Source organism: Streptomyces sp. NPDC054834 (genome assembly GCF_053611185.1).
On record NZ_JBSGZV010000042.1, the window covers coordinates 60,803 to 83,604 of the forward strand.

Sequence of the window (22,802 nt, forward strand, 5' to 3'; positions counted from 1 at the left end):
CGCACCTCGCGCTCGGCGGCCGGCTGCCCGCTCGCCCCCCCGACAGCCGCGCTGCCGTGTCCGAGTGAGGTGGTACCCATGGCAGCTGACCCGCCGTCCCCCGCCCGCACCCCCACCGTCACCGAGCCGGCCCCGGCCGGGCCGGGCTCCCGCTCCGGTGGGCGGCTCGTGTGGACCGCCGCGATCGCACTCCTGGCCGTCGCCCTGATCGGCGGCAGGCAGGGGCCGTCCGGCTCGCCCGACCCGCCCGACGCGGCGAGCGTCGCGGGCGCCCCCACCGCATCGGCGTCCTCGGACGCCCCCCGGTCGGACGAGCACCTGTCCCGCTCCAGACCGACGCGTCTGTCCATCCCGAAGATCTCGGTCGACGCCCCCTTCACGTCCCTCGCCATCGGCGACTCCGGCCGGCTCCAACCGCCGCCCGCCGACAACACCAACCTCGTGGGCTGGTACTCCGACGGAGTCTCGCCCGGGGAGGCGGGCACCGCGATCATCGCGGGCCATGTCGACACGGTGACCTCGGCCGCGGTCTTCGCGGAGCTGGGCGAGCTGGAGCCCGGCGACCACTTCACCGTGGAACGGGCGGACGGCACGAAACCGTCCTTCGTGGTCGACAGCGCGGAGACCTTCGCCAAGGACGAGTTCCCCAGTGAACGCGTCTACGCCGACACCCCCAGGCCGGAAGTGCGGCTCATCACCTGCGCCGGGGACTACGACCGCGCGGTCAAGGACTACACGGACAACCTTGTGGTCTTCGCCCATCTGGTCTGAGTCCGGGCGTGCGGTGACGTCGTCGTGGCGCACGCTCACTTCGGTGCCCCGGGAAATGCCGAACCAACTGATAGTCGAGGAAATCGAGGTGACAAGGCGGCCGGAATTCGACGCAACCATTCATCCGTTTCGGGTACGCGGATGAATTCCCGGAAATCGCGGGAACCGGCGCGGTGGGAATGCGGTCTTAGGATCCGCCGACGGCGAGGAACGCCTTCGCCGTCATGACCGAACAACCGAATGCACCGGGGGAACGAAAAACAATGGCCATCCGTATGCGCACCCGCAGGAACCTGCTCACCGCCGCCACCGTCACGGCGGCCCTGTCCCTGGCCGCCGTGACCCCGGCCCTCGCCGGGACCGGCGTCGGCCACCACACCCGGGCGGCGGCGGCCGCCACCGTGCAGGGCGACCCGCGCGACGTCAACCAGCGCGTCGCCGACTTCTACGGCGCCTACATCGACTCCGTCTGGGACAACGAGGACCCGGCGGCGGCCGCGAACGCCAAGGCCCTGCGCTCCTTCTACCTGTCCGCCGCCGCCCAGAAGAAGGTCGCCGCGTACGAGGCGAAGGAACACGCGGACGGCATCCTGTTCGCGCAGAACGTGCCGGTGAAGTGGAAGGTCGCCTACACCGGCTCGGGCGCCGGCCACGCGACCAGCAGGGTCACCCTCACCTGGGGCGACGGCTCCGACGCGCAGGTCACCCGCATCGACGTCCAGTCCGACCTGAGGACGAAGAAGATCACCGGCCTGAAGCAGGCCGGCTGACGCCCTCCTGCGCCAGTACCCGCCCTGGCGCGCATGCGATGCCGGGGCGGGTACCCGGCGCTACTGCTTCTGCCTCGCCCCGGTGGCCGCGTTCGTCGCCGTCCACGCCGCCGGTCTCGAACTCCGAGCGACCTGCTGGAGCAGAGTGAGGGCAAGACCGGCAAGGCCCACGAGGACCTGCCCAACGCTATCCGCGTGGACGAGGAGACGTGAGCCCGGTCGTGTCCGGGCCCCGTCAGTGGTTCTGGCCGCCGCCGGTCGAGCCGTAGCCGCCGGGGACGCCCGGCGGCATGTCGGCGTCGGCATCCGCCGCGCTGATGCGGCGGCGGGCCCGGACGTTCGACCGGCGTTCCGGGTACGGGTAGTCGAACGGACGCGAGGCCTCGCGCTCCCGGTCCGCCTCGGTCTGCTCCCGCGCGGCGCGCTCGGCCGCTTCCCTGTCGTCGTCGCGGTGGTCGCGATCGTTGTCGTTCATGCGCCGTCGAGTACCCGGGGCCCCGCGTCGGCAACGTCCGGCGTGTCGAACCACCGGCACGGGGCACTGAGAGACGATGGGAACACCGCGGAGAGCCACAGGCAGGGCCGGAGAGGCAGGGCTCCATGGAGCAGCGGGTCGCATCGCAAGCGACGGGCGGTAGCGTCCCGGCGGACCCCGACGTACGCCGGCGGATCCCGCGCACCGACGCCGTGCTGCGCGATCCGCGGCTGTCCGAGGCGGTGGCACGGCTGGGCGGGGCCGTGGTGAAGACGGCCGTGCGGCAGGCGCAGGAGCGGGCGCGGGCCGGTATCGTCCCGCCCGAGCGGGTGGCGGACGCGGCCGTCGCGCTGCTGCCGGGCACGGCGGGCGGGCTCCGCCCGGTGATCAACGCCACCGGGGTGCTGCTGCACACCAACCTCGGCCGGGCCGCGCTGTCGGCGGCGGCCCGGCAGGCGGTCGGGGAGGCCGCCGGCCCCACCGACGTCGAGCTGGACCTGGTGACGGGGTCGCGGGCCCGCCGGGGGCGCTCCGCCCTGCGCGCCCTGTGCGACCGGGTGCCGTCGGCCGGCGCCGCGCACGTCGTCAACAACGGTGCCGCCGCCCTGGTCCTGGTGGCCACCGCGCTCGCCGCCGGCAAGGAGATCGTCATCAGCCGTGGGGAGATGGTGGAGATCGGGGACGGCTTCCGGCTGCCCGACCTCCTGGTCTCCACCGGGGCCCGGCTCCGCGAGGTCGGCACGACCAACCGGACGACCGCCGCCGACTACGCCGCCGCGATCGGCCCCGGGACGGGATGCGTGCTGAAGGTGCACCCGTCCAACTTCCGCATCACCGGCTTCACCCGCGCCGCCGCCGTCGGTGAACTGGCGGCGCTGGGCGTCCCCGTGGTCGTCGACATCGGCTCCGGGCTGCTCGAGCCGCATCCGCTGCTGCCCGACGAGCCCGACGCCGAGACCCAGCTGCGCGACGGCGCAGCGCTCGTCACCGCGAGCGGCGACAAACTCCTCGGCGGACCGCAGTGCGGGCTGCTGCTCGGCGACGCGGAACTGGTCTCCACCCTCTCGCGGCACCCCCTGGCCCGCGCCCTGCGTGTCGACAAACTGACATTGGCCGCCCTGGAGGCCACGCTCACCGGCCCTCCGACGCCGACCGCCGTCGCGCTCGCCGCGGATCCCACACTGCTGCGGTCGCGCGCCGACCGGCTGGCCGCCGCGCTGAACGCGGACGGCATCGACGCACGGGCCGTCGAGAGCGCGGCGACGGTCGGCGGGGGCGGCGCGCCCGGCGTGGCCCTGCCCAGCGCCGCGCTGTCCCTGCCGGAGCGGTTCGCCGCGCTCCTGCGCACCGGCCGGGTCCCCGTGGTCGGGCGCCTGGAGGCCGGCCGCTGCCTGCTCGATCTGCGGGCGGTGCCGCCGGAGGACGACGAGCGCCTCGCCCACGCCGTCCGGTCGGTCGCGGGGAGGTAGCCGCCATGCGGGTGCTGGCCACCGCCGGGCACGTCGACCACGGCAAGTCGGCGCTGGTACGGGCGCTGACCGGGATGGAACCCGACCGCCTGGAGGAGGAGCGGCGCCGGGGACTCACCCTCGACCTCGGCTTCGTCTGGACCCGGCTCCTGCCGGACGGCGAGCACCTCGCCTTCGTGGACGTGCCGGGTCACGAGCGGTTCGTCGCGACCATGCTGGCCGGGGTCGGGCCCGTGCCCGCCGTTCTGTTCGTGGTGGCCGCCGACCAGGGCTGGCAGCCGCAGTCCCAGGAGCACCTGGCGATCCTGGACGCGCTCGGCGTGCGGCACGCCGTGCTCGCGGTGACCCGCAGCGACCTGGCGGACCCCGAGCCGGTGCGCGCCGAGGCCGTCGAGCGCATGGCCGCGACCTCGCTCGGCAAGGTGCCGTCCGTAGCGGTGAGCGCGGTCACCGGCGCCGGACTGGACGACCTGCGCGCCGAACTGGCCCGCCTGGCCGGAGCACTGCCCGTGCCGCCCGCCGACGCGGACGTACGGCTGTGGCTGGACCGCGCCTTCACCGTGCGCGGCCACGGCACCGTGGTGACGGGCACCCTCGGCGCGGGCACCCTCCGGGTGGGCGACCACCTCGTCACCGCGGACGGCACCGCCGAGCTGAGGGTGCGCGGTCTCCAGTGCCTGCACGAGGAACGCTCCGAGGTCAGCGGTGTGGCACGGGTGGCCGTCAAAGTGCACGGCCCCTCGGACGGTGCGCTCGGCCGCGGACAGGCGCTGCTGACCCCCGGCCGCTGGCTGACGACCGGCCTGGTGGACGCCCGGGTCGTCGGCGAGCCGGTCGACGACCTGCCCCGGACGGTCACCCTGCACATCGGTACGGCCGCCGCCCCCGTGACCGTCCGCCCGCTGGGCCCGGACACCGCCCGGCTCACCCTCGCCCGCCCCCTGCCCCTGCGGGTCGGCGACCGCGCGGTGCTGCGCGAGCCGGGCGGCGGCCGCACGCCGTGCGGGGTGACCGTGCTGGACGTACGGCCGCCACGGCTGGCCCGGCGGGGCGCCGGGCGGGCCCGGGCGGCGGCACTCGCGGCCATGACCGGCCGCCCGGACGGCGTGGCGGAGCTGCGCAGGCGCGGTCTGGTGCGCCGCTCGGACCTCCTCGCGATGGGCGTGCCGCCGCCCTCCGCGCCCGTCGCCGGGGACTGGCTGGCCGACGAGACGCACTGGACGGCACTGCGCGAGCGCCTGGCTGCGGAGGTGGCCCGGCACGCGGAGGCCCACCCCCTGGAGCCCGGCCTGCCCACCGAGGCGGCCCGCCACCTGCTGGGCCTGCCCGACCGGGCCCTCGTCGACGCCCTCGCCCGTACCCCCGGCGAGCCGCGGCTGACCAGCCGCCAGGGCCGCTTGTACGGCCCCGGCAGCACCCGCCCGACCCTGCCACCGCCGATCGCGGCGGCCGTCGACGCCGTACGCCACGACCTGGCCCGTACGCCCTTCCGCGCGCCCGAGGCCGACCGGCTGACGCGGCTGGGACTGAACCGCAGGGCGCTGGCTGCCGCCGTCTCGGCGGGTGCGCTGCTGAAGATCGCCGACGGCATCGTGCTGCTCCCCGGCGCGGACGAGCAGGCCGTGGCCGTCCTGCGCGGGCTGCCCCAGCCGTTCACGTTGAGCGAGGCCCGCCGGGCACTCGGCACCACCCGCCGGGTCGCCGTGCCGCTGCTGGAGTTCCTGGACACCCGGGGACACACCGAGCGGGTGGACGAGCAGCGCCGGCGTTGCCGCGACGCTCCGGGCAGCGGAGGCGGACGGGAATCGAACCCGCCTGCCCGAGATCCTCGGGCACCTCGGTTTTGAAGACCGGGAGGGCCACCAGGCACCCACACGCCTCCACCGACCGCCAGGCTAGTTCCCCAGGAGACCGGCATGACACCGACCCGCCAAGCAGCCGTCAGGCTCACGCAGTTCGCCCACGGCGGCGGCTGCGCCTGCAAGATCCCGCCGGGCGAGCTGGAGGACGTCGTCCGCGGTCTGACGGCACCCTCGCTCGCCGGGACCGACAGCCCGCTCCTGGTCGGGCTGGCCACCGGTGACGACGCGGCCGTCGTCACGCTTCCCGGGCAGGAGAACACGGCCGTGGTGTCCACCGCCGACTTCTTCACGCCCGTCGTCGACGACCCGTACGACTGGGGCCGCATCGCCGCCGCCAACGCTCTCTCGGACGTCTACGCGATGGGCGGCCGTCCGCTCGTCGCCGTGAACCTGCTGGCCTGGCCCCGCGACCGGCTGCCCTTCGACCTGGCCCGCGAGGTGCTGCGCGGCGGACTCGACGTGGCCACGGAGGCGGGCTGCCACGTCGGCGGCGGACACAGCGTCGACGACCCCGAACCCAAGTACGGCATGGCCGTCACCGGTCTCGCGGACCCCCGGCGGCTGCTGCGCAACGACGCCGGCCGTCCCGGCCTGCCCCTGTCGCTGACCAAGCCCCTCGGCCTGGGCGTACTGAACAACCGGCACAAGGCCACCGGCGAGCGGTTCGAGCAGGCGGTCGCCACCATGGTGGCGCTCAACCGGGACGCGTCCGCCGCCGGCGTGGCCGCCGGCGCCTCCTGCGCCACCGACGTCACCGGCTTCGGCTTCCTCGGCCATCTGCACAAGCTGGCCCGGGCGTCGGGCGTGACCGCCGTGGTGGACACCGCCGCCGTGCCCTACCTGGACGGCGCCCGGGAGGCCGTGCGCGACGGGTACGTCAGCGGCGGCACCCGGCGCAACCTGGAGTGGGTGGCGCCGTTCACGGACTTCGGGGACACGGACGCCGACACCCGGCTGCTGCTGGCCGACGCCCAGACCTCGGGCGGGCTGCTGGTGGCCGGGGAGGTGCCCGGAGCGCCGGTGGTCGGGGAGCTGGTGCCGCGCGGAACCCACTCGATCGTGCTCAGGTGATCACAGCTCCGTGCCCGTCCGCTCGTCGATGCCCGCCCGCGCCCGGTAGACCCGCACCAGCTCCACCGCGGCCGGGCCCCGGGGGCGGCGACCCGGCCGGATGTCGACGGCGAACGCCTTCGTCTCCTGGATGTGGGTGTTGGGGTCGAGGGACAGATGCACCAGTTCGTTGGCCGCGTCGCCGGTGCTGTAGCCGTTCGGCCCCCAGTGGTAGGGCAGCCCCACCTGGTGCAGGGTGCGCCCGTGCACGGTCAGCGGCGGAACCCGGTCGGTGACCAGTACCCGCGCCTCGATGACGGCCCGCGCGCTGACGATCGTCGCCCAGCCGGTGTGCTCCAGCCCGCGTTCGGCGGCGAGTTCCGGGGACACCTCGCAGAAGAACTCCGGCTGGAGCTCCGCCAGGTACGGCTGCCAGCGGGACATGCCGCCCGCCGTGTGGTGCTCGGTGAGCCGGTAGGTCGTGGCGACGTAGGGGAACACCTCCGAGCCGGGCTCGTTGCCGCTGGGCTGGTAGCGGTTGTCCGGGTGCGGCGGCAGCAACTGCCGTACGGGGTTGCGCTGCCGGCCGTACAGCAGGTTGGGGAACGGCGAGTCCTGCGGTTCGTAGTGCGTCGGCAGCGGGCCGTCGGTCAGCCCGGACGGCGCGTACAGCCAGGCCTTGCCGTCGGCCTGCATGATGAACGCGTCCGTGCCCGACAGTGCCTCGGGGCCCTCCGCGTCCGGCGGCGGCCGGTGGCCGGGGGACTTGTCCTTCTTGAAGTCGGGGACGTCGTGGCCGGTCCACTGCCCCTGGTCCGCGTCCCACCACACCAGCGCCTTGCGCTCGCTCCAGGGCTTGCCGTCCGGGTCCGCCGAGGCACGGTTGTACAGGATGCGCCGGTTGGCCGGCCAGGCCCAGGCCCACTGGGCCGCGACCCAGTCCTGCTCCTGGCCCGGTGTGCGGCGGGCGGCCTGGTTGACGCCGTCGGCGTACACCCCGCAGTAGATCCAGCAGCCGCATGCGGTGGAGCCGTCGGGCTTCAGCTGCTCGTACGACGACAGGGGGTTGCCGTCGCCGTCATGGCCGTTGATCTCGGCGAGGACGGCTTCCGCGTCCGGCTCGGCCTGAAAGCCCTTGGTGGGGTAGTCCCAGGTCAGGTCGAGCACGGGCCGGTCCATCTCGTCGGTGGACCCGGCGAGCTTCTCCCGGATGATCCGCCCGAGATGGTAGGTGAACCACAGATCGCTGCGCGCCTCGCCGGCCGGCTCGACGGCCTGGTGGTGCCACTGGAGCAGCCGCTGGGTGTTGGTGAAGCTGCCGGCCTTCTCCGTGTGCGCGGCGGCGGGCAGGAAGAACACCTCGGTGCGGATGTCCTCGGTGCGCAGCTCGCCCGTCTCGATCTCCGGCCCGTCCTTCCACCAGGTGGCCGACTCGATGAGGGAGAAGTCCCGGACGACGAGCCAGTCCAGGTTGGCCATGCCCAGCCGCTGAAGTTTGGAGTTGGCCGAGCCGACGGTCGGGTTCTCACCCATGAGGAAGTACCCCTTGCAGGTGCCCTCCAGCTGGGCCATGACGGTGTCGTAGGTGGCGTGGGAGCCCGTCAGGCGCGGCAGGTAGTCGAAGCAGAAGTCGTTGTCCGGGGTCGCGGCGTCGCCCCAGTACGCCTTGAGCAGGCTCACCAGGTAGGAGCGCATGTTGCCCCAGTAACCCTTGGGCGCCGCGTCCGCCCGCACGAAGGCGTCCAGGTCCTGGTTCTGGTGGGCATGCGGCATCGGGATGTAGCCGGGGAGCAGGTTGAACAGGGTGGGGATGTCCGTCGACCCCTGGATGGAGGCGTGCCCGCGCAGCGCGAGGATGCCGCCGCCCGGCCGGCCGATGTTGCCGAGCAGGCTCTGCAGCACGGAGGCCGCGCGGATGTACTGGACGCCCACCGTGTGCTGGGTCCAGCCGACCGCGTAGGCGAAGGCCGTGGTCCGGTCCCGTCCGGAGTTCTCCGTGACGAGCTCGCACATCCGGCGGAAGACGTCCTGCGGCACCCCGCAGATCCGCTCGACCATCTCCGGCGTGTAGCGGGCGTAGTGCCGCCTGAGCACCTGGAAGACGCAGCGCGGGTCGGTCAGCGACTCGTCCCGCTCCGGCTCGCCCTCGCCGATCGCCGCGCCGCCCGCGCCGTGCGCCTCGCCGCGCGCGGCCTTGCTCACCGAGCTGCCGCCGCCGGTGCGCTCGTCGTAGTGCTGGTCGCGCTGGCCCGCGGCGGCCTCCACGTCCAGGCCCTCGTACTGCCAGCTGTGGTTGTCGTAGCTGCGGGTGTCGGTGTCGAGGCCGGAGAAGATCCCGTCCAGGTCCTCGGTGTCCCGGAAGTCCTCGCGCAGGATCACCGGCGCGTTGGTGTAGGCCACGACGTAGTCACGGAAGTACTTGTCGTTGCTCAGGACGTAGTTGATGATCCCGCCGAGGAAGGCGATGTCCGTGCCCGCGCGCAGCGGCACGTGCAGGTCGGCCAGCGCGCTGGTGCGGGTGAAGCGCGGGTCGACGTGGATCACCTTCGCGCCGCGGGCCTTCGCCTCCATCACCCACTGGAACCCGACCGGATGGCACTCGGCCATGTTCGAGCCCTGGATGACGATGCAGTCGGAGTTCTGGAGGTCCTGCTGGAAGGTGGTCGCGCCGCCGCGACCGAACGAGGTTCCCAGACCGGGAACGGTGGAGGAGTGTCAAACGCGGGCCTGGTTCTCGATCTGGATCGCCCCGAGCGCCGTGAACAGCTTCTTGATCAGGTAGTTCTCTTCGTTGTCCAGCGTCGCTCCGCCCAGGCTGGCGATGCCGAGGGTGCGTCGCGTGCGGGTCTCGTCGACCTCCCACTGCCAGCCGGCGCGCCGGGCCGCGATCACCCGGTCGGCGATCATGTGCATGGCCGTGTCGAGGTCGAGCCGCTCCCAGTCGGTGCCGTGCGGACGCCGGTAGAGCACCTGGTGCTCACGGGCGTCACCGGTGGTCAGCTGGAGGCTCGCGGAGCCCTTCGGGCACAGCCGCCCCCGCGAGATGGGGGAGTCGGGGTCGCCCTCGATCTGGGTGACCCGGCCGTCCTGGACGTACACGTTCTGGCCGCAGCCCACCGCGCAGTACGGGCACACCGACTTCACCACCCGGTCGGCGGTGGCGACCCGCGGGGTGAGGCGCGCACTGGTCCCGCTCTTGGCCGCCGAACCCCGGCCCAGCGGGTCCGTCCCCGTGAGCTGGCGGTAGACCGGCCAGGAGTCGATCCAGGTGCGTACGCCCATGCCCTGCGCCCTTTCGGTGCCGGTGCCGCGGTCGGCTGCTCCCGCTCCTCCTGCGGACATTGTCCCGCCGCGGGGCCGACCCGGCATCCGCGACCAGGTACCCGGAGGGCCACCGCCGAAACGACAGTCGTCAGCGGGACCGGGCCGCCAGCCGCTCCCGCTGCGGTACGACCGTGTACCTGGGGTCCTGCGCGGAGGCCACCCCGGCGTGGAAGACGCCGAACCGCAGCGCGGCGGAACCCGTCAGCAGGGCGGCGCCCGCCGCCACCGCAAGACGCCGGTCCCGGTACCGTCCCGCGCAGGCCGCGAGCGCGGCCCCGCCCGCCGCCAGCAGCTCCGCCGTCCGCAGCAACACCCGCGCCCTGCCCTCCTCGTACGGCTCGGCCACCAGGCCCATGCGCCGCTTCATCGCCCGGAAGGCGCCCAGCTCCAGCGCGGCCCCGAGGACCGCCAGGCGGCGCGCGGGCCCCGCCTGGTCCGCCGGGGAGCAGACCAGGGCAAGCCCGGCCGCCGCACTCGCTCCCGAACCCGCGAAGACGAACGGCAGCTGCCTGAAGCCCTCGTGCCAGGACGGCACGGCGGTGTCCGCGATCAGCACGGCGGTGTACGTGGCGACCGCCGGACCGAGGGCGGCGGACGCCGCCGTCGCGGCGGAACCCACGAGCCGGTAGCGGCCCGCGACATCGGTGGCCGCCGCGACCGCCGTGAGCGGCGCGTAGCCGGCCAGCAGCCACGACCCCACACTCATCGGCGAGGTGGGCTTGAGGACGCGCAGCATGTTCAGGAACCGGGTGGGCCGCCCCAGGTCGTGGACGAGCGCACCCAGCGAGAGCGTGATGGCGCCGACCGCGCCCAGCTTCGCCGACCGGGCGAGCGCGGGCCGCCCGGTGGCCTGCGCCCCGGCGGCGAGCAGCGAGGAGGACCCCGCGAGCCCGCCGAGGTAGAGGTATCCGGCGATGTCGAGGGGTTTCCACGTCGGCTCGTGCAGGATCGGCCGGCCGTAGTACGACGAGAACTCGGCGTCCGGCACCATGGGCTGCTCGCCGCGTCCGCCGCGTCCCCGGCGCCGCCGGCGCCGTCCGGCCTGGGCCCCCGGCGCGGCCTCCCGCTCGGGCCGCGCCCCCTCCACGCCGCCGCGGGTGACGTCCGAACCGGTCATCGCGGCCTCCTGACGAAGCTGACGGCGGTCATCGCCACGAGCGATACGGCGGCCGCCGCGGCATGCCGCCACATCGCGGGCAGGTCCCGGGTGGTGACCACCGGGTCCGGTGGCAGACCGTAGACCTCCGGCTCGTCCAGCAGCAGGAAGAACGCCCCGTCGCCGCCGACGCCGTCCTCCGGGCTCTCGCCGTACAGCCGGGCGTCGCTCACCCCGGCCGCGTGCAGCTGCGCCACACGGCCCGCCGCCCGCTCGCGCAGCTCGTCCAGCGGGCCGAACTGGATGGAGTCGGTCGGACACGCCTTGGCGCAGGCCGGTTCCATGCCGGCGCCGAGCCGGTCGTAGCACAGGGTGCACTTCCAGGCGCGTCCGTCACCCTTCCGCTGGTCGATGACGCCGTACGGGCAGGCCGGTACGCAGTACCCGCAGCCGTTGCAGATGTCCTCCTGGACGACCACCGTCCCGAACTCGGTCCGGAACAGCGAGCCGGTGGGGCACACGTCGAGGCAGGCCGCGTGCGTGCAGTGCTTGCAGACGTCCGAGGACATCAGCCAGCGCAGCTCGGTCCGCCCGTCGGGGGCCACGGGGGCGATCGTCCCGGCCGGTGCGCCGAGACCGCGCGCCGCCTCGAAGACGTCGACGCCCTCCTGGGCGGCCGCGGACTCCGGGCCGACCGGAAGCCTGCGCTGCTCGATGAAGGCCACATGCCGCCAGGTGTCCGCGCCGAGGCCCTGGGTGTTGTCGTACGACATGCCCGTCAGCTCCAGGCCGTCCTCGGGCACGGCGTTCCACTCCTTGCAGGCCACCTCGCACGCCTTGCAGCCGATGCAGACGGAGGTGTCCGTGAAGAACCCCACGCGCGGCGGGGCGTCGGCGTACCCGGCGGCACCGGCCACGTCCGGCTGCGGTCCGTACCACTGGTTGTCCCGGTCCATTCGGAACCTCCTCGCTCGCGGCTCGGCACGGCGAAGTCCCGCCCCTCACCCGGAGCGCTCCCTTCCGAGCCTGGCACGGGTGCCCGTCCGCCGCTCGCCCGAAACGGCGCCGGGACCCGGCCGGGACCGGCGGCTCACTCCTCGTCGGGCTCTGCGGGCGTCGTGCGGCAGTGGATCCCGTAGCGGTCGAGGGCCAGCCTCAGTTCGGTGTGTATCGGCTCCGGCAGGATGCCGCCCTGCCCGAAGTCCAGGATGTGATCGGCGACGGTGCGCAGTTTCGTGTTCGTGCGCTGCGAGACGTCCCTGAGGACGCGCCAGCCTTCCTCCGGGGCGATCCGGGCCACGGCCACCACCACGCCGATCGCCTGGTCGATGACGGCGTGCGAGGTGACGGCCTGCCTGAGCTGCGCGCTCTCCTCCGCCAGCCGCTCGTACTCCATGGCGAGGTCCGTCGAGGACAGCAATGCAAGGGGACGGTGCCTGGAAATCGTGAAGAACGCCATGATGTCCCCCTTCTGTGGTGCGAGCAGCCGGGGCTTCTGCTGCCCTTGAAGCGCCGCTTCACGCGAGCGCGCGCATGTGCGCTTCGTCTCGCCCGACGCCCGTCTGGTCTACTGGGTGAGCGGCCGGGCGGTGTGGAACGAGGGCGGGGTAACGGGGGCTCATGAGCGCTGCGGGCATGCCCGGGGAACGGCACGCGGGGCCGGTGCCGGCCGGCCGGGACGCGCAGATCGCCGTGATCGAGTCGGCCCTGGCGGACATCGCGGTCGCCGGTACGTGGGTCGTGCTGCGGGGCGATCCCGGGATGGGGAAGACCGCGCTGCTGAAGGCGGCCGAGGCCGCGGCCCGACGCGCCGGTCTGCGCGTGCTGCGGATGACCGGCGCCGAGGCGGAGTCGGGCCTGCCGTTCGCCGCCCTGCACCAGGTGCTCTGGCCGCTGCTCGACGACACCGAGGCCCTGCCGGAGGACCAACGGCACGCCGTGGAGAGCGCATTGGGCGTACGGGACGGCACACCGCCGCAGGGCCGCACGGTGGCCGACGGCGCCCTCACCCTGCTCGCCCGGGCCGCCGCGCGCCGACCCGTCGCCCTGCTCCTGGACGACATCCAGTGGGCCGACCCGTCCAGCCTCGCGGTGTTCGACCACGTCCGGCGGCACCTGGCCCCGCTGCCCGTCGTCGTCATCGGCGCGACCCGGCCCACCGGAGCCGCGGCCCGGCACAGCGGTGACGGCGCCGGCGGACCGCCCGGCCGGGTGATCGACCTGATGCCCTTGGCCGAGCGGGACGCCGAGCGGCTGCTGCGCACCCTCCACCCGGACCTGCCCGAGGAGACGCGCCGCCGGGTCCTGCGCACGGCCGGCGGCAACCCGCTCGCGCTGCACGAGCTGCCGAGCCCGGGGACGACCGGGATCGCCGAACTGTTCGACGAACTACCGCTGGGTGAACGTCTCGGACGCCTCTACGAGGACCGGCTGCGGGCTCTTCCGGACGGCGCCCGGCACCTGCTGCTGGTGGCTGCCCTCGGTGGAACGTTCACGCAACACCTGTCGCTGCTACGGGACTTGACGGCGCGCGATGCGCTTGCGCCCTGGACGGAGACCTGGGCGCACATCGAGGCCTCCGGGCTGGCCCACGCCGATCCGCGGGCCGGCCACCTGGTGTTCCACCATCCACTGGTGCGCGCCTGCCTGCTGCACACCGCCACACCGGCCGAGCACCGCGCGGCACACCGGCTGCTCGCCGACGCCCTCCCCGCCGACAGCACCCGGCGGCTCACCCACCTGGCGGCCGCCGCCGTCGGCCCCGACGGCGAACTGGCCGGGCTGCTGCACGCGGAGGCCGGCCGCACGGCCGCGCACGGCGCCGACACCGAGGCGGCGGCCCTGATGGCGCGGGCGGCCGGCCTGAGCCCGGACCCGGCGAGCCGAGTCTCGCGCCTCGTCGCCGCGGCCGCCATGGCCGCTCGGGGCGGACGGCCTCGCGCGGCGTCGGATCTCGCCGCCGAGGCCGAGACCGAGGCCCGCCCGGGACGGCCCGAGCCCACCGCCGCGCACGCCTTCGCCGTCGCCTGCGCCCGCCTCCAGCTCGACGGCGATCCGACGCCCGCCGTCGAACTGCTGCCCGGCGCCCTCGACCACCCTGTCGCGTCGGGGGCCGGGGAGCCGCGCGCCGGGCTGCGCGAACCGATGCTGTTGCTGCTCATCGTCGTCGCCGTCCACACCGGCGACGAGCGGGCGTGGGCCGCCGCCGAACACCACATGACGGGCGCCTCCGAGCCGGCGGCGCTGTGTTTGCGGGCCTGGTCGGGGCCGTACCGCGACGAGAGCGACCTGCCGGACCGGCTGCGCGAGGCGGTCGCCGCCCTGCCCGAGGACGGGGCGAGCGCCGCGGCCCGGCTCCTGCTGTGGACGGCCGCCGCCCTCGACGTCGTCGGCGAGCACCGCGCGCTGTGGCGCCGCTTCGAACCCCACCAGGCGTACGCCCTCCAGGCCTTCGTCGACGTCCTGCGCGCACACGACGACTTCCTGCGCGGCCGCTGGGAGGCCTCGCTCACCGTCTCCCGCCGGGGCGCCGAGACCTCCGCAGCCCACGGCCATGCCTTCGACGAGATGCTGTTCCTGCTGAACGTCGCCCAGGTGCTCGCCGCCCGCGGGGACCGCGCCGGTCTCGCCGCGCTGGAACCGACCCTCGGGACCATGGCGCGGGAGCGGCGGATGCGTCGCGTCACCGAGCGGCTGCGGGCGCTGGAGATGCTGTGCGCGCTCGGTCACGGCCGGACCGAGGAGGCCTGGCGGTACGCGCGGCGCCTGACCTCGCCCGGCACCGTCCCCTCCCGCACCCCCTGGTTCCACCTGTCGCTGCTCGACTGGGTGCAGGCCGCCGTCGACAGCGGGCGCCCGGAGGAGGCCCGGCGGCACCTGCGGGCGGTCCGGGAATCCGGAATCGCCCGTGTCTCGGACCACCACGGTTTCCTGGTGGCCGTCGCGGAGGCCCTCGCGGCCGCGGACGAGGACGCGGACGGGATGTTCGAGGCCGTGTACGCCCACCCGGGCGCCGGTGGTCGGCCCTTCCCGCTCGCCCGGGCCCGCCTCGCCCATGGCGGACGGCTCCTCCGCGGCGGCCGGGGCGAGGCCGCCACCGGCCACTTCCGCGCCGCGCTCACCGCCTTCACCCGCCTCGGCGCCACCCCCTGGGCCGAACGGGCCGCCCGCACCCTCGACGGGCCGGACACGGGCAGCGGGGCACCGGATGACGCCTGCGTACCGCATCCGCTGCTGTCCGCGCAGGAACTGCGGATCGCCGAACTCGCGGCCCAGGGGCTGACCAACCGCCAGATCGGCGAGCGGCTCGGACTGTCACCACGTACCGTCGGCGGCCACCTCTACAAGATCTTCCCCAAGCTCGGCATCACGACCCGCGGCGGAGTGGCCCGAGCCCTGGCGGAGACCCGGCACCGACCCCGTCCTCCGGCAGGGCCCGTGCCAGGGCGGCCCGTGAGGTGATCCCCAGTTTCGGGAAGATGCGGTACAGGTGCGCCCCGACCGTCCGGGGCGACAGCCGCAGCACGGCACCGACCTCCTTGTTCGTCAGCCCGGTGGCGACGAGACGGGCGATGCGCAGCTCCTGCGCCGTGAGCGGACCGGAGCCCAGCGAGTCGGTGTCCCCGAGGGCGCCGAGCGCGGCCCGGCACTGCTCCTCCCAGGGACCGGCACCCAGATCCCGGAAGGCGCGGCACGCGGCGCGCAGCCGGTCGTCCGCCTCCGCACGCCGGCCCAGACGGCGGAGCCGGGAGCCGTCCGCCAGCCGCAGCCGTGCCAGGTCGAACACCCACTGGCCGGCGCCCGGCACGGCATGAGCCGCCGCGTAGGCCGCGTCCGCCGCGGCGTCCTCCGTCGTGAGCGCGGTCGCCGCGGCCAGCAGGAACGCGTGGTGCGCGGAGATCGCGTCCATCCGGGCCGCCCGCCCGGCCGCGACGTGCGCCAGCGCCTCGGCCCGCCGCCCGCAGCGCAGGCTCGCGGCCACGAAGTCGAAGAACGGCAGGTGGAACCAGGGCAGGCCGTGCGGAAGGTCGCCCGGGGCCATCAGACGGCGCAGCCGGGTGTACGCCTCCTCGTACCGCCCGTGGGCCAGGGCGACGAGGGCGTCGAGGTGGTCCAGACGGTCCGTGACGAACCGCATCCGCGCCTTGGCCGCCGCCGGTTCGATCCGCGCCCGCGCCTCCGCCAGGCCCCGCTCGTCCCCGCGGCCGGCCAGGAAGTGCGCGTAATAGTGGCGGAAGAGTAGCGCGTTGGTGTGGTAGCCCAGTTCCTCCGCGGTCTCGGCCTCCCGCAGACAGTCCTGCGCCGCCTCCCAACGGCCCCGCAGGAACCCCTGATAACACCTCGCCTTCGCCAGGGAGCCCTGGGTGGCGTAGGCGTGCTCCCCGGCGAGGAGCCGCCACAGGGCCGTGTCGGCACCGTCGACCGCGGCGGCTGTCCACAGCAGCAGCCAGGCGCCGCCCGTCTGCCGTCGCGCCGCCGACCGCGCCACCAGCGCCCGCAGTTCCGCCTCCGCCCCGTGCGCCGTGCGCGGCGGGTCCGCCCACGCGCGCAGACACAGCCGGGCGGCGGGGGAGACGTGCGCACGGTGCCGCCGCAGCGTCTCCCACCCCCTCGGGTCGCCCGTGTACGCGGCGGCCAGCAGCAGCTTGAAGACCATCTGCTCCACGAGGTCGCCGAAGACCGGGGCGCCGGGGGCGGTCAGCGCGGCCAGGGCCCGGGGCAGCAGCGAGAACGAGGAGTCGAAGTCGACATGGTGACTCTGGTCGACGTACACGACCGCGTACGCGAACAGCGGGGCGACGTCCTCGGGTACCGGTCCCCGCCGCAGCTCCCGCACCAGTCGCGCCGCGTACGCCAGCCGCCCGCCCCGGGCGGACATCACCGCCGCCCAGGTCAGCCGCCGCGCCCGCTGTGCGGGGTCGGCGCTCAGGGCCGCCGCGCGGTCCAGCAGCAGCGCGCCCTCCGCGTCGCCGCCGCGCAGCGCGATCCGGGTCCCCGCCTCCTGCAACCGGGCGGCGAGCCGTTCGTCCGGCTCCTCGGCGGCCGAGGCCTCGTGCAGCAGCCGGCGCGGGTCGTCCTCGGCGAGCCGCTCGGCCAGCGCCCGGTGGGCGGACCGGCGTTCCGCGTCCGAGGCGGCGGCGATCACGGCGCTGCGCACCAGGGGATGCCGGAAGACCAGCCGCCCGGTGTGGTCCAGCCGGGCCAGACCGCTGCCCTCGATGTGGCCGAGCGTCCGCTCCGCACCGCCCCGGCCGCCGGGCACGGCCTCCTGGACGACGCCGCTGCCCTCCAGCGCGCCGAGCAGCAGGACCCGCGCCGCGTCCGCGGGCAGCGAGCGCAGCCGTCGCACGTACTCCGCCTCCAGCCGCCGACCGAGCGGAAGGCGTTCCGGGAGCGGTACGACGCCCCTGCGGTGCTCGGCGGCCAACTGGCCGGGCAGCTCCGCCAGGGCCAGCGGATTGCCGGCCGCCTCGTCCATCACCCGCTCGGCCGTCGCCGACGTCAGCCCCGGATGCCAGCGCCGCAACAGCACGCACGACTCCTCGCGCGACAGCGCCTCGACGTCCACCGGATGGACGGGCCGGCCCTCCAGCGCTTGGCCGTCGGGACGGCCGGCGCACACCATGACCGCACGCAGGTCCGTGATCCGCTGGTGCAGGAAGAGCAGGACGGCGGCACTGGAGGCGTCCACCCAGTGCAGGTCGTCGACGAGGATCAGCACCGGGCGGCGGCGCGCCTCCTGAGCGAGCAGGGCCAGCACGGACGCGCCGACCATGAAACCGCCGGAGGGCAGCCGGTCCCGCAGCCCCAGCGCCCGCTCCAGCGCGTGCCGTTGCTGCCGGGGCAGCGTCCGCGAGTCCTCCAGCAGCGGCCCCAGCACCTGGTGCAGGACCCCGAACGCGATGCCGGCGTCCGCCTCCTCGGCCCCGGCCCGCAGGACGGTGAACCCCTGCTCGGCGGCGCGCGCGGCCGTCCAGTCCAGCAGCGAGGTCTTCCCGATGCCGGCGTCGCCGCGCAGTACGGTCGCCGAGCCGCCCGCCCCGGACCGCGCACCGGCCAAGGACCGCTCCAGAGCCGCCCGTTCACGACGCCTGCCGACGAGGGCCGTGTCGCCGTGTCCTCGTCCCACGGTGCCCCTCCTTCGTCCCCGTGCCATCGTGGCACCGCCGCGTTGCCCGAGCGTGCACAGCTCTTGCCTGTGCCCGCAGGGATGGCCGGAGCGCCGCCTCGCCGGTCCGGTGCCGCCGCAGGATGGACGCCGTACGAACGCGTCGACCAGGGGGCCGTATGAGCCTGACACCCGCATCCGCCCACAGCTTCGGCTTCCTGCACGTGTCCACGGTGCGGGGTACGGCACAGTCCTACGTCCACGATCCCGGCGCCGCCGCCGACGCGTCGCTGCTGCTGGGCCTGTACGCCTCCGGCCGGGCGACCCTCGTCCGCCGGGGGAGCGCGGAGCCCTGCGGGCCCGACGACCTCTTCCTCTGCGACGCGGCGGAGCCCTTCGCGCTGCACGCGCCCGACGACGTCACCCTGCACCTGGTGCGGATACCGCGGTACGCCCTCACCCTGACCGACGCCCAGGCCGGCGCCCTGAGCGGCCGGGCCCCGTTCGCCGGGGGCTCGGTGGCGCCGCTGCTGGGCTCCCTGGTGCGGGAGGTCGCCGGGGCGACGGAGACCTACTCCGCCCGGACGGCCCTCCATCTGGCCGGAACCGTCGCCGAGTTGGTCGCGCTGCTCGCCGTCGAGGACGCGGACGCCGGGCCCCGGGACCGCGGCGAGGGGCGCGACAGCCTGGTCCGGCACCTGCGTGCCCACGTCGACGCGCGCCTGTGGGACCGGGAACTGACACCGGGGGCCCTCGCCACCGCCCAGCACATCTCGATCCGCTACCTGCACAAGCTCTTCGAGGACCACGGCAGCACGGTGGGCCGCTGGATCCAGCACCGCCGCCTGGAGGAGGCGCGGCGCGAACTGGCCCGCCCCGGGCGGAGCGACACCACGGTCTCCGCGGTCGCCCGACGCTGGGGCTTCGCCAGCGCCACCCACTTCAGCCGCAGCTTCCGTGCGGCGTACGGCGTCTCACCCAGCGCCTGGCGCGACGCCCGGCTCCGGCCGGCCCGGGGCTCCGGGAGGAAGGACGGCTGACCGGAGGGCGCTTCGTCGGGACGGCCGGCCAAAGGGGACTTCAGGAGGGCCGGGTGGCCCGGGCGGAGCCGCCGGGCTGTCGTGACCCGGCCGTGGTGATCGGGCCGGGGGTGTCCTCGCTGCCGGGGCGCTGTCGGCGGGCCGACTGGCCGTGCCGGCCCCGGTCGAGGCCGGCCCGGGGCTCCGGGAGGAAGGACGGCTGACCGGAGGGCGCTTCGTCCGGGACGGCCGGCCAGGGGGGACTTCAGGAGGGCCGGGTGGCCCAGGCGGAGCCGCCGGGCTGTCGTGACCCGGCCGTCGTGACCGGGCCGGGGGCGTCCTCGCTGCCCGGGGCGCTGTCGGCGGGCCGGCCGCCCGTGTAGGCCCCGGTCGCCGGTGTGTCCGCCAGCCGGAGCCACTGCTGGGGCGCGTGCCCGTGGACGGCCTTGAAGGCGCGGCTGAAGTGCGCCGCGCTGCCGAAGCCCCAGCGGGCGGCCACCACGGAGACGGACGGGCTCACCCGGCCGCGCCGGGCCAGCTCCCGCGCGCACTCCTCGACCCGGCGCCGCTGGATCAGCCGCCCGACGGTGATCCCCTCGCCCTGGAAGAGGCGGTGCAGATAGCGGACGGAGATGAGATGTGCCGCGGCGATGCGCTCCGCGGACAGTTCGGGGTCCTCCAGATGCCGGTCGATGTACTCACGGATCCCGGTGACCAGCCGGTCCCGTCCCGTCTCCGCGGGCCGGTCCGCCTGCTCGGCGAGCTCGTCGGCCAGGGCCGCCACCAGCTCCGTGACGATCCCCCCGAGCCGTTCGCCCACCGCGGGCGGGACGCGGGGAGCCGACTGCTCCAGATGCGGCAGCACGGTGGCCAGCAGCGCGGCCATACCGCCCGCCGGCGTCAGGGCGCGGGCGGTCACGGACCGCAGGTGGGCCACCGGCACGTGCAGGGCGTGGGCCGGCAGGCGGAGGACGAGCACCCGGGCCCGGTCCCGCTGTTCGACCGAGAAGGCCCGGCGCAGGTCGATCAGGGCCGGCTGCCCGCTCTCGACGCAGGCGCCCCGCCCGTCCTGCGCGAGCCGCACGGTCCCGTGCAGGGGGATCACCAGGGCGACGGCGTCTCCGGCGTCTCGCGCGATCGAGCGCGCGCCACGGGTCAGGCGCAGCGCTCCGGTCTCCCAGGCGAGCATCCGTACGTAACCGAGGTGGTGCCCCGTCACGCGGCCCCGTGCGGGCCCGTCCCCCAGGCTGTGCTCGACGACCGGTGCGAGCCAGCGCGAAACGGCGGCGGCCACCTCGCGGGACGCTCCGGTGCCCGGCGCCGCGGCCGTCTCGGTTCGAGCGCTCACTTCGGCTCCCTTCAGCCGTCCAGGATCGCGGTGCGCGGGCGTGCGAGGGGGGACGGTCGCCCCTGTCCACGGCCCGTGAGAACGATTCTTCGGCGGTGACCGTGAGAGGCGGTAGGTCATATGACTGCACATCCCTGACCGGGCGCATGAAGTGTGCACGCAGCGACACGGATGAGTACGGTGGCCCCCGCCCGCTTCCGGCGAAGCGCCCCTAGGGTGGCGAACGGCCCATGGTTCGCCCCTCAGGCAGGAGTTCCCGTGGAAGAAGACGTGCCGGCCGTCCGGGCGACGCCCGTCCTCGAAAGACGGGCACGCGACTTCGTCGCCGAGTACACCTGCCCCACGCCGGTGACCGCCGACGCGACGGCCTCCCGGGCGCGTATGGCGGCCCTGTGGAACGGCGGCGGCCGTGACGAGCCCGACCTCGAGGAGGAGTGGCTGGCCTTGCCGGGCGGCGACGGCAACCGCATCCGGGTACGGATCCTGCGCCCGGCCGGCGCCGACGAGCCGCTGCCCGTGGTGCTGTACCTGCACGGGTTGGGCTGGATGCTCACCGACGCCTACGCGCACCGGAAACTGGTCGCCGACCTCGTGCTGGGCGCGGACGCCGCGGTGGTCGTCCCCGAGTACGACGTGCCGCGGGATGCCTGCCACCCGGGCGCCGTCGAGCGGGCGTACACCGTCGCCCGGTGGATCGCCCGGCACGGCGGCGAATGCCGGCTTGACGGGAGCCGGATGGCCGTCGTGGGCGTGAGCGCGGGCGCCCAGCACGCGGCCGCCGTCACCCTCGTGGCGCGGGAGCGCGGCGGGCCGGGCCTGCGCCACCAGGTGCTGGTCTGCCCGGTGACCGACGCGGCCATGAACACCCCGTCCTACCGGCAGTTCGCGGACGGCTACTTCCTGGGGCGTGCCGCCATGTGCGGCTACTGGCAGCAGTACGCCCCGGACCCGCTGACCCGCACGCACGACACCGTCTCCCCGCTGCGCGCGGCCGTCCGCCGGCTGCGGGGGCTGCCGCCGGCGCTCGTCCTCACCGCGGAGGCCGATGTGCTGCGCGACGAGGGTGAGGCGTACGCGGCACGGCTGAGGGAGGCGGACGTCCCGGTCGTGTCCGTCCGCTACCACGGCACGATCCACGGATTTGTCCTGTTCGACCTGCTGCGCGGCACACTCGCGTCCAGAGCGGCCCGCATCCAGGTGACGGACACGCTGCACGCCGCCCTGCACACGGCCTGAACCACTGCGGGAAAACCCGCACGAGTACCCCGCTCTCCGCTGCCCATGCCTGCCGTTCGTTCATGGGCCTCCCGGCAGCGGGAACATGGCCGGAAGCTTTGTCGGCGGTCGTGCGCCTGGGTTAGCCTGCGACGTATTTTCACTCCGTGGACACATCCGTGAACTGCGGAAACGCGTGTACGAACGGCCGGGCCGCAGAGCGTTCCCGGTACGGTTCCGAGCCTTCGACCGGGGGCTCTGGGGAGCGGAACGAGGGGACGCATGGCCGGCAAGGCGACCGAGGTGACCGAGGCGGTTCCGGGTGACCAGGAGCTGAGGCGACTCCTCGCGGGTCTGACAGCCGTCCGGGACGGCGACTTCGGGACACGCCTGCCCGATGACTCCGACGGGCTCATGGGCGACATCGCCACCGTTTTCAACGGCATGGTCGACCAGTTGTCGGTGTTCACCTCCGAGGTGACCCGCGTGGCCCGGGAGGTCGGCACCGAGGGCACGCTCGGCGGTCAGGCGGAGGTACCGGGCGTCTCCGGCACCTGGGCCGACCTGACGGACTCCGTCAACGCCATGGCGGGCAACCTCACCACGCAGGTGCGGGACATCGCGCAGGTGGCGACCGCCGTGGCCAAGGGCGATCTGTCGCAGAAGATCGACGTCCCCGCGCGCGGCGAGATCCTCCAGCTGAAGGAGACCGTCAACACGATGGTCGATCAGCTCTCCGCGTTCGCGGACGAGGTGACCCGGGTCGCCCGCGAGGTCGGCACCGAGGGGCGGCTGGGCGGCCAGGCCCAGGTGCCCGGTGTCGCCGGTGTGTGGCGCGACCTGACGGACTCGGTGAACTTCATGGCGGGCAATCTCACCGCCCAGGTGCGCAACGTCGCCCAGGTGACCACCGCCGTGGCCAAGGGCGATCTGTCGCAGAAGATCACCGTCGACGCGCGCGGGGAGATCCTGGAGCTGAAGAACACCATCAACACGATGGTCGACCAGCTCTCGGCGTTCGCGGACGAGGTGACCCGGGTCGCCCGCGAGGTCGGCACCGAGGGGCGGCTGGGCGGCCAGGCCGACGTCAAGGGCGTCAAGGGCACGTGGCGCGACCTGACGGACTCGGTGAACTTCATGGCGGGCAATCTCACCGCCCAGGTGCGCAACGTCGCCCAGGTGGCGACCGCCGTCGCCGAGGGCGATCTGTCGCAGAAGATCACCGTCGACGCGCGCGGGGAGATCCTGGAGCTGAAGAACACCATCAACACGATGGTCGACCAGCTCTCGGCGTT

15 protein-coding genes, 1 tRNA gene and 1 pseudogene are annotated in these 22,802 nt (G+C 74.6%); 9 read left to right on the forward strand and 8 right to left on the reverse strand.

The window, feature by feature from the left end:
- The first annotated feature begins 78 nt into the window (after nucleotides 1-78).
- Both ACWGJM_RS37850 and ACWGJM_RS37855 read left to right on the forward strand, forming a co-directional pair.
- The gene (locus tag ACWGJM_RS37850; protein WP_453416293.1) at nucleotides 79-771 is read left to right on the forward strand and encodes a class F sortase; all 693 of its coding nucleotides are present in this window, start codon (nucleotides 79-81) and stop codon (nucleotides 769-771) included.
- 275 nt (nucleotides 772-1,046) lie between these two features.
- Nucleotides 1,047-1,541, forward strand: a complete 495-nt coding sequence (locus tag ACWGJM_RS37855; RefSeq protein WP_453416294.1) for a hypothetical protein — start codon at nucleotides 1,047-1,049, stop codon at nucleotides 1,539-1,541.
- A 235-nt stretch (nucleotides 1,542-1,776) separates the two neighbouring features.
- Here ACWGJM_RS37855 and ACWGJM_RS37860 read toward each other — a convergent pair whose 3' ends face one another.
- Nucleotides 1,777-2,016, reverse strand: coding sequence for a hypothetical protein (locus tag ACWGJM_RS37860; RefSeq protein WP_453416295.1), 240 nt, complete (start codon nucleotides 2,014-2,016; stop codon nucleotides 1,777-1,779).
- 125 nt (nucleotides 2,017-2,141) lie between these two features.
- Here ACWGJM_RS37860 and selA point away from each other — a divergent pair, with 125 nt between their 5' ends.
- Both selA and ACWGJM_RS37870 read left to right on the forward strand, forming a co-directional pair.
- Nucleotides 2,142-3,485 carry an L-seryl-tRNA(Sec) selenium transferase gene (selA, locus tag ACWGJM_RS37865; RefSeq protein WP_453416296.1) on the forward strand — a complete coding sequence of 448 codons (1,344 nt, stop codon included), beginning with the start codon at nucleotides 2,142-2,144 and terminating at the stop codon, nucleotides 3,483-3,485.
- Nucleotides 3,486-3,490: 5 nt separating this feature from the next.
- Nucleotides 3,491-5,191: pseudogene (locus ACWGJM_RS37870) on the forward strand (GTP-binding protein); the annotation flags it as partial.
- 82 nt (nucleotides 5,192-5,273) lie between these two features.
- Here ACWGJM_RS37870 and ACWGJM_RS37875 read toward each other — a convergent pair.
- Nucleotides 5,274-5,367, reverse strand: a tRNA-Sec gene (locus ACWGJM_RS37875).
- A 34-nt stretch (nucleotides 5,368-5,401) separates the two neighbouring features.
- Here ACWGJM_RS37875 and selD point away from each other — a divergent pair.
- Complete coding sequence (gene selD, locus ACWGJM_RS37880; protein ID WP_453416297.1) at nucleotides 5,402-6,418, forward strand: selenide, water dikinase SelD; 1,017 nt, start codon at nucleotides 5,402-5,404, stop codon at nucleotides 6,416-6,418.
- Here selD and fdh read toward each other — a convergent pair whose 3' ends face one another.
- The 4 genes from fdh to ACWGJM_RS37900 form a co-directional block, all read right to left on the reverse strand.
- Complete coding sequence (gene fdh, locus ACWGJM_RS37885; protein WP_453416298.1) at nucleotides 6,419-9,679, reverse strand: formate dehydrogenase; 3,261 nt, start codon at nucleotides 9,677-9,679, stop codon at nucleotides 6,419-6,421.
- Nucleotides 9,680-9,809: 130 nt separating this feature from the next.
- Entirely contained in the window at nucleotides 9,810-10,838 is a 1,029-nt protein-coding gene (gene nrfD / locus ACWGJM_RS37890) for an NrfD/PsrC family molybdoenzyme membrane anchor subunit (RefSeq protein WP_453416299.1), read from the reverse strand.
- Nucleotides 10,835-11,773 (reverse strand): 4Fe-4S dicluster domain-containing protein, encoded by a 939-nt coding sequence (locus ACWGJM_RS37895; RefSeq protein ID WP_453416300.1) that lies wholly within the window; start codon nucleotides 11,771-11,773, stop codon nucleotides 10,835-10,837. Before ACWGJM_RS37895 ends, nrfD begins: the two co-directional genes overlap by 4 nt.
- Nucleotides 11,774-11,907: 134 nt before the next feature.
- On the reverse strand, nucleotides 11,908-12,276 hold the full coding sequence (locus ACWGJM_RS37900) for an ANTAR domain-containing protein (protein ID WP_453416301.1): 369 nt from the start codon (nucleotides 12,274-12,276) through the stop codon (nucleotides 11,908-11,910).
- 161 nt (nucleotides 12,277-12,437) lie between these two features.
- Between ACWGJM_RS37900 and ACWGJM_RS37905 the strand changes: the two genes are divergently transcribed.
- A complete protein-coding gene (locus ACWGJM_RS37905) occupies nucleotides 12,438-15,278 on the forward strand; it encodes an AAA family ATPase (protein WP_453416302.1) in 2,841 nt (946 codons plus the stop codon).
- On the opposite strand, the gene ACWGJM_RS37910 is transcribed toward ACWGJM_RS37905, so the two are convergent.
- Nucleotides 15,184-17,946 carry an AAA family ATPase gene (locus ACWGJM_RS37910; protein WP_453416303.1) on the reverse strand — a complete coding sequence of 921 codons (2,763 nt, stop codon included), beginning with the start codon at nucleotides 17,944-17,946 and terminating at the stop codon, nucleotides 15,184-15,186. The genes ACWGJM_RS37905 and ACWGJM_RS37910 overlap by 95 nt on opposite strands.
- A 122-nt stretch (nucleotides 17,947-18,068) precedes the next feature.
- On the opposite strand from ACWGJM_RS37910, the gene ACWGJM_RS37915 reads away from it, so the two are divergent.
- Nucleotides 18,069-18,965 carry a helix-turn-helix domain-containing protein gene (locus ACWGJM_RS37915; RefSeq protein WP_453416304.1) on the forward strand — a complete coding sequence of 299 codons (897 nt, stop codon included), beginning with the start codon at nucleotides 18,069-18,071 and terminating at the stop codon, nucleotides 18,963-18,965.
- Between the two features lie 244 nt (nucleotides 18,966-19,209).
- Here the strand turns inward: ACWGJM_RS37915 and ACWGJM_RS37920 are convergent, their stop codons facing one another.
- The gene (locus ACWGJM_RS37920) at nucleotides 19,210-20,292 is read right to left on the reverse strand and encodes a helix-turn-helix domain-containing protein (RefSeq protein WP_453416305.1); all 1,083 of its coding nucleotides are present in this window, start codon (nucleotides 20,290-20,292) and stop codon (nucleotides 19,210-19,212) included.
- Nucleotides 20,293-20,550: 258 nt separating this feature from the next.
- Here ACWGJM_RS37920 and ACWGJM_RS37925 point away from each other — a divergent pair, with 258 nt between their 5' ends.
- Both ACWGJM_RS37925 and ACWGJM_RS37930 read left to right on the forward strand, forming a co-directional pair.
- On the forward strand, nucleotides 20,551-21,528 hold the full coding sequence (locus ACWGJM_RS37925; protein WP_453416306.1) for an alpha/beta hydrolase: 978 nt from the start codon (nucleotides 20,551-20,553) through the stop codon (nucleotides 21,526-21,528).
- A gap of 261 nt (nucleotides 21,529-21,789) precedes the next feature.
- Nucleotides 21,790-22,802, forward strand: a 1,013-nt coding sequence (locus ACWGJM_RS37930; RefSeq protein ID WP_453416307.1) for a HAMP domain-containing protein, incomplete at its 3' end; no start/stop codon positions are given.

What these genes read in the sequence shown, in the direction of transcription:
- ACWGJM_RS37850 (WP_453416293.1), top strand. Translation starts at nt 79, where the DNA reads ATGGCAGCTGACCCGCCGTCCCCCGCCCGCACCCCCACCGTCACCGAG.
- ACWGJM_RS37855 (WP_453416294.1), top strand. Translation starts at nt 1,047, where the DNA reads ATGCGCACCCGCAGGAACCTGCTCACCGCCGCCACCGTCACGGCGGCC.
- ACWGJM_RS37860 (WP_453416295.1), bottom strand. Translation starts at nt 2,016, where the DNA reads ATGAACGACAACGATCGCGACCACCGCGACGACGACAGGGAAGCGGCC.
- selA (WP_453416296.1), top strand. Translation starts at nt 2,142, where the DNA reads ATGGAGCAGCGGGTCGCATCGCAAGCGACGGGCGGTAGCGTCCCGGCG.
- selD (WP_453416297.1), top strand. Translation starts at nt 5,402, where the DNA reads ATGACACCGACCCGCCAAGCAGCCGTCAGGCTCACGCAGTTCGCCCAC.
- nrfD (WP_453416299.1), bottom strand. Translation starts at nt 10,838, where the DNA reads ATGACCGGTTCGGACGTCACCCGCGGCGGCGTGGAGGGGGCGCGGCCC.
- ACWGJM_RS37895 (WP_453416300.1), bottom strand. Translation starts at nt 11,773, where the DNA reads ATGGACCGGGACAACCAGTGGTACGGACCGCAGCCGGACGTGGCCGGT.
- ACWGJM_RS37900 (WP_453416301.1), bottom strand. Translation starts at nt 12,276, where the DNA reads ATGGCGTTCTTCACGATTTCCAGGCACCGTCCCCTTGCATTGCTGTCC.
- ACWGJM_RS37905 (WP_453416302.1), top strand. Translation starts at nt 12,438, where the DNA reads ATGAGCGCTGCGGGCATGCCCGGGGAACGGCACGCGGGGCCGGTGCCG.
- ACWGJM_RS37915 (WP_453416304.1), top strand. Translation starts at nt 18,069, where the DNA reads ATGGACGCCGTACGAACGCGTCGACCAGGGGGCCGTATGAGCCTGACA.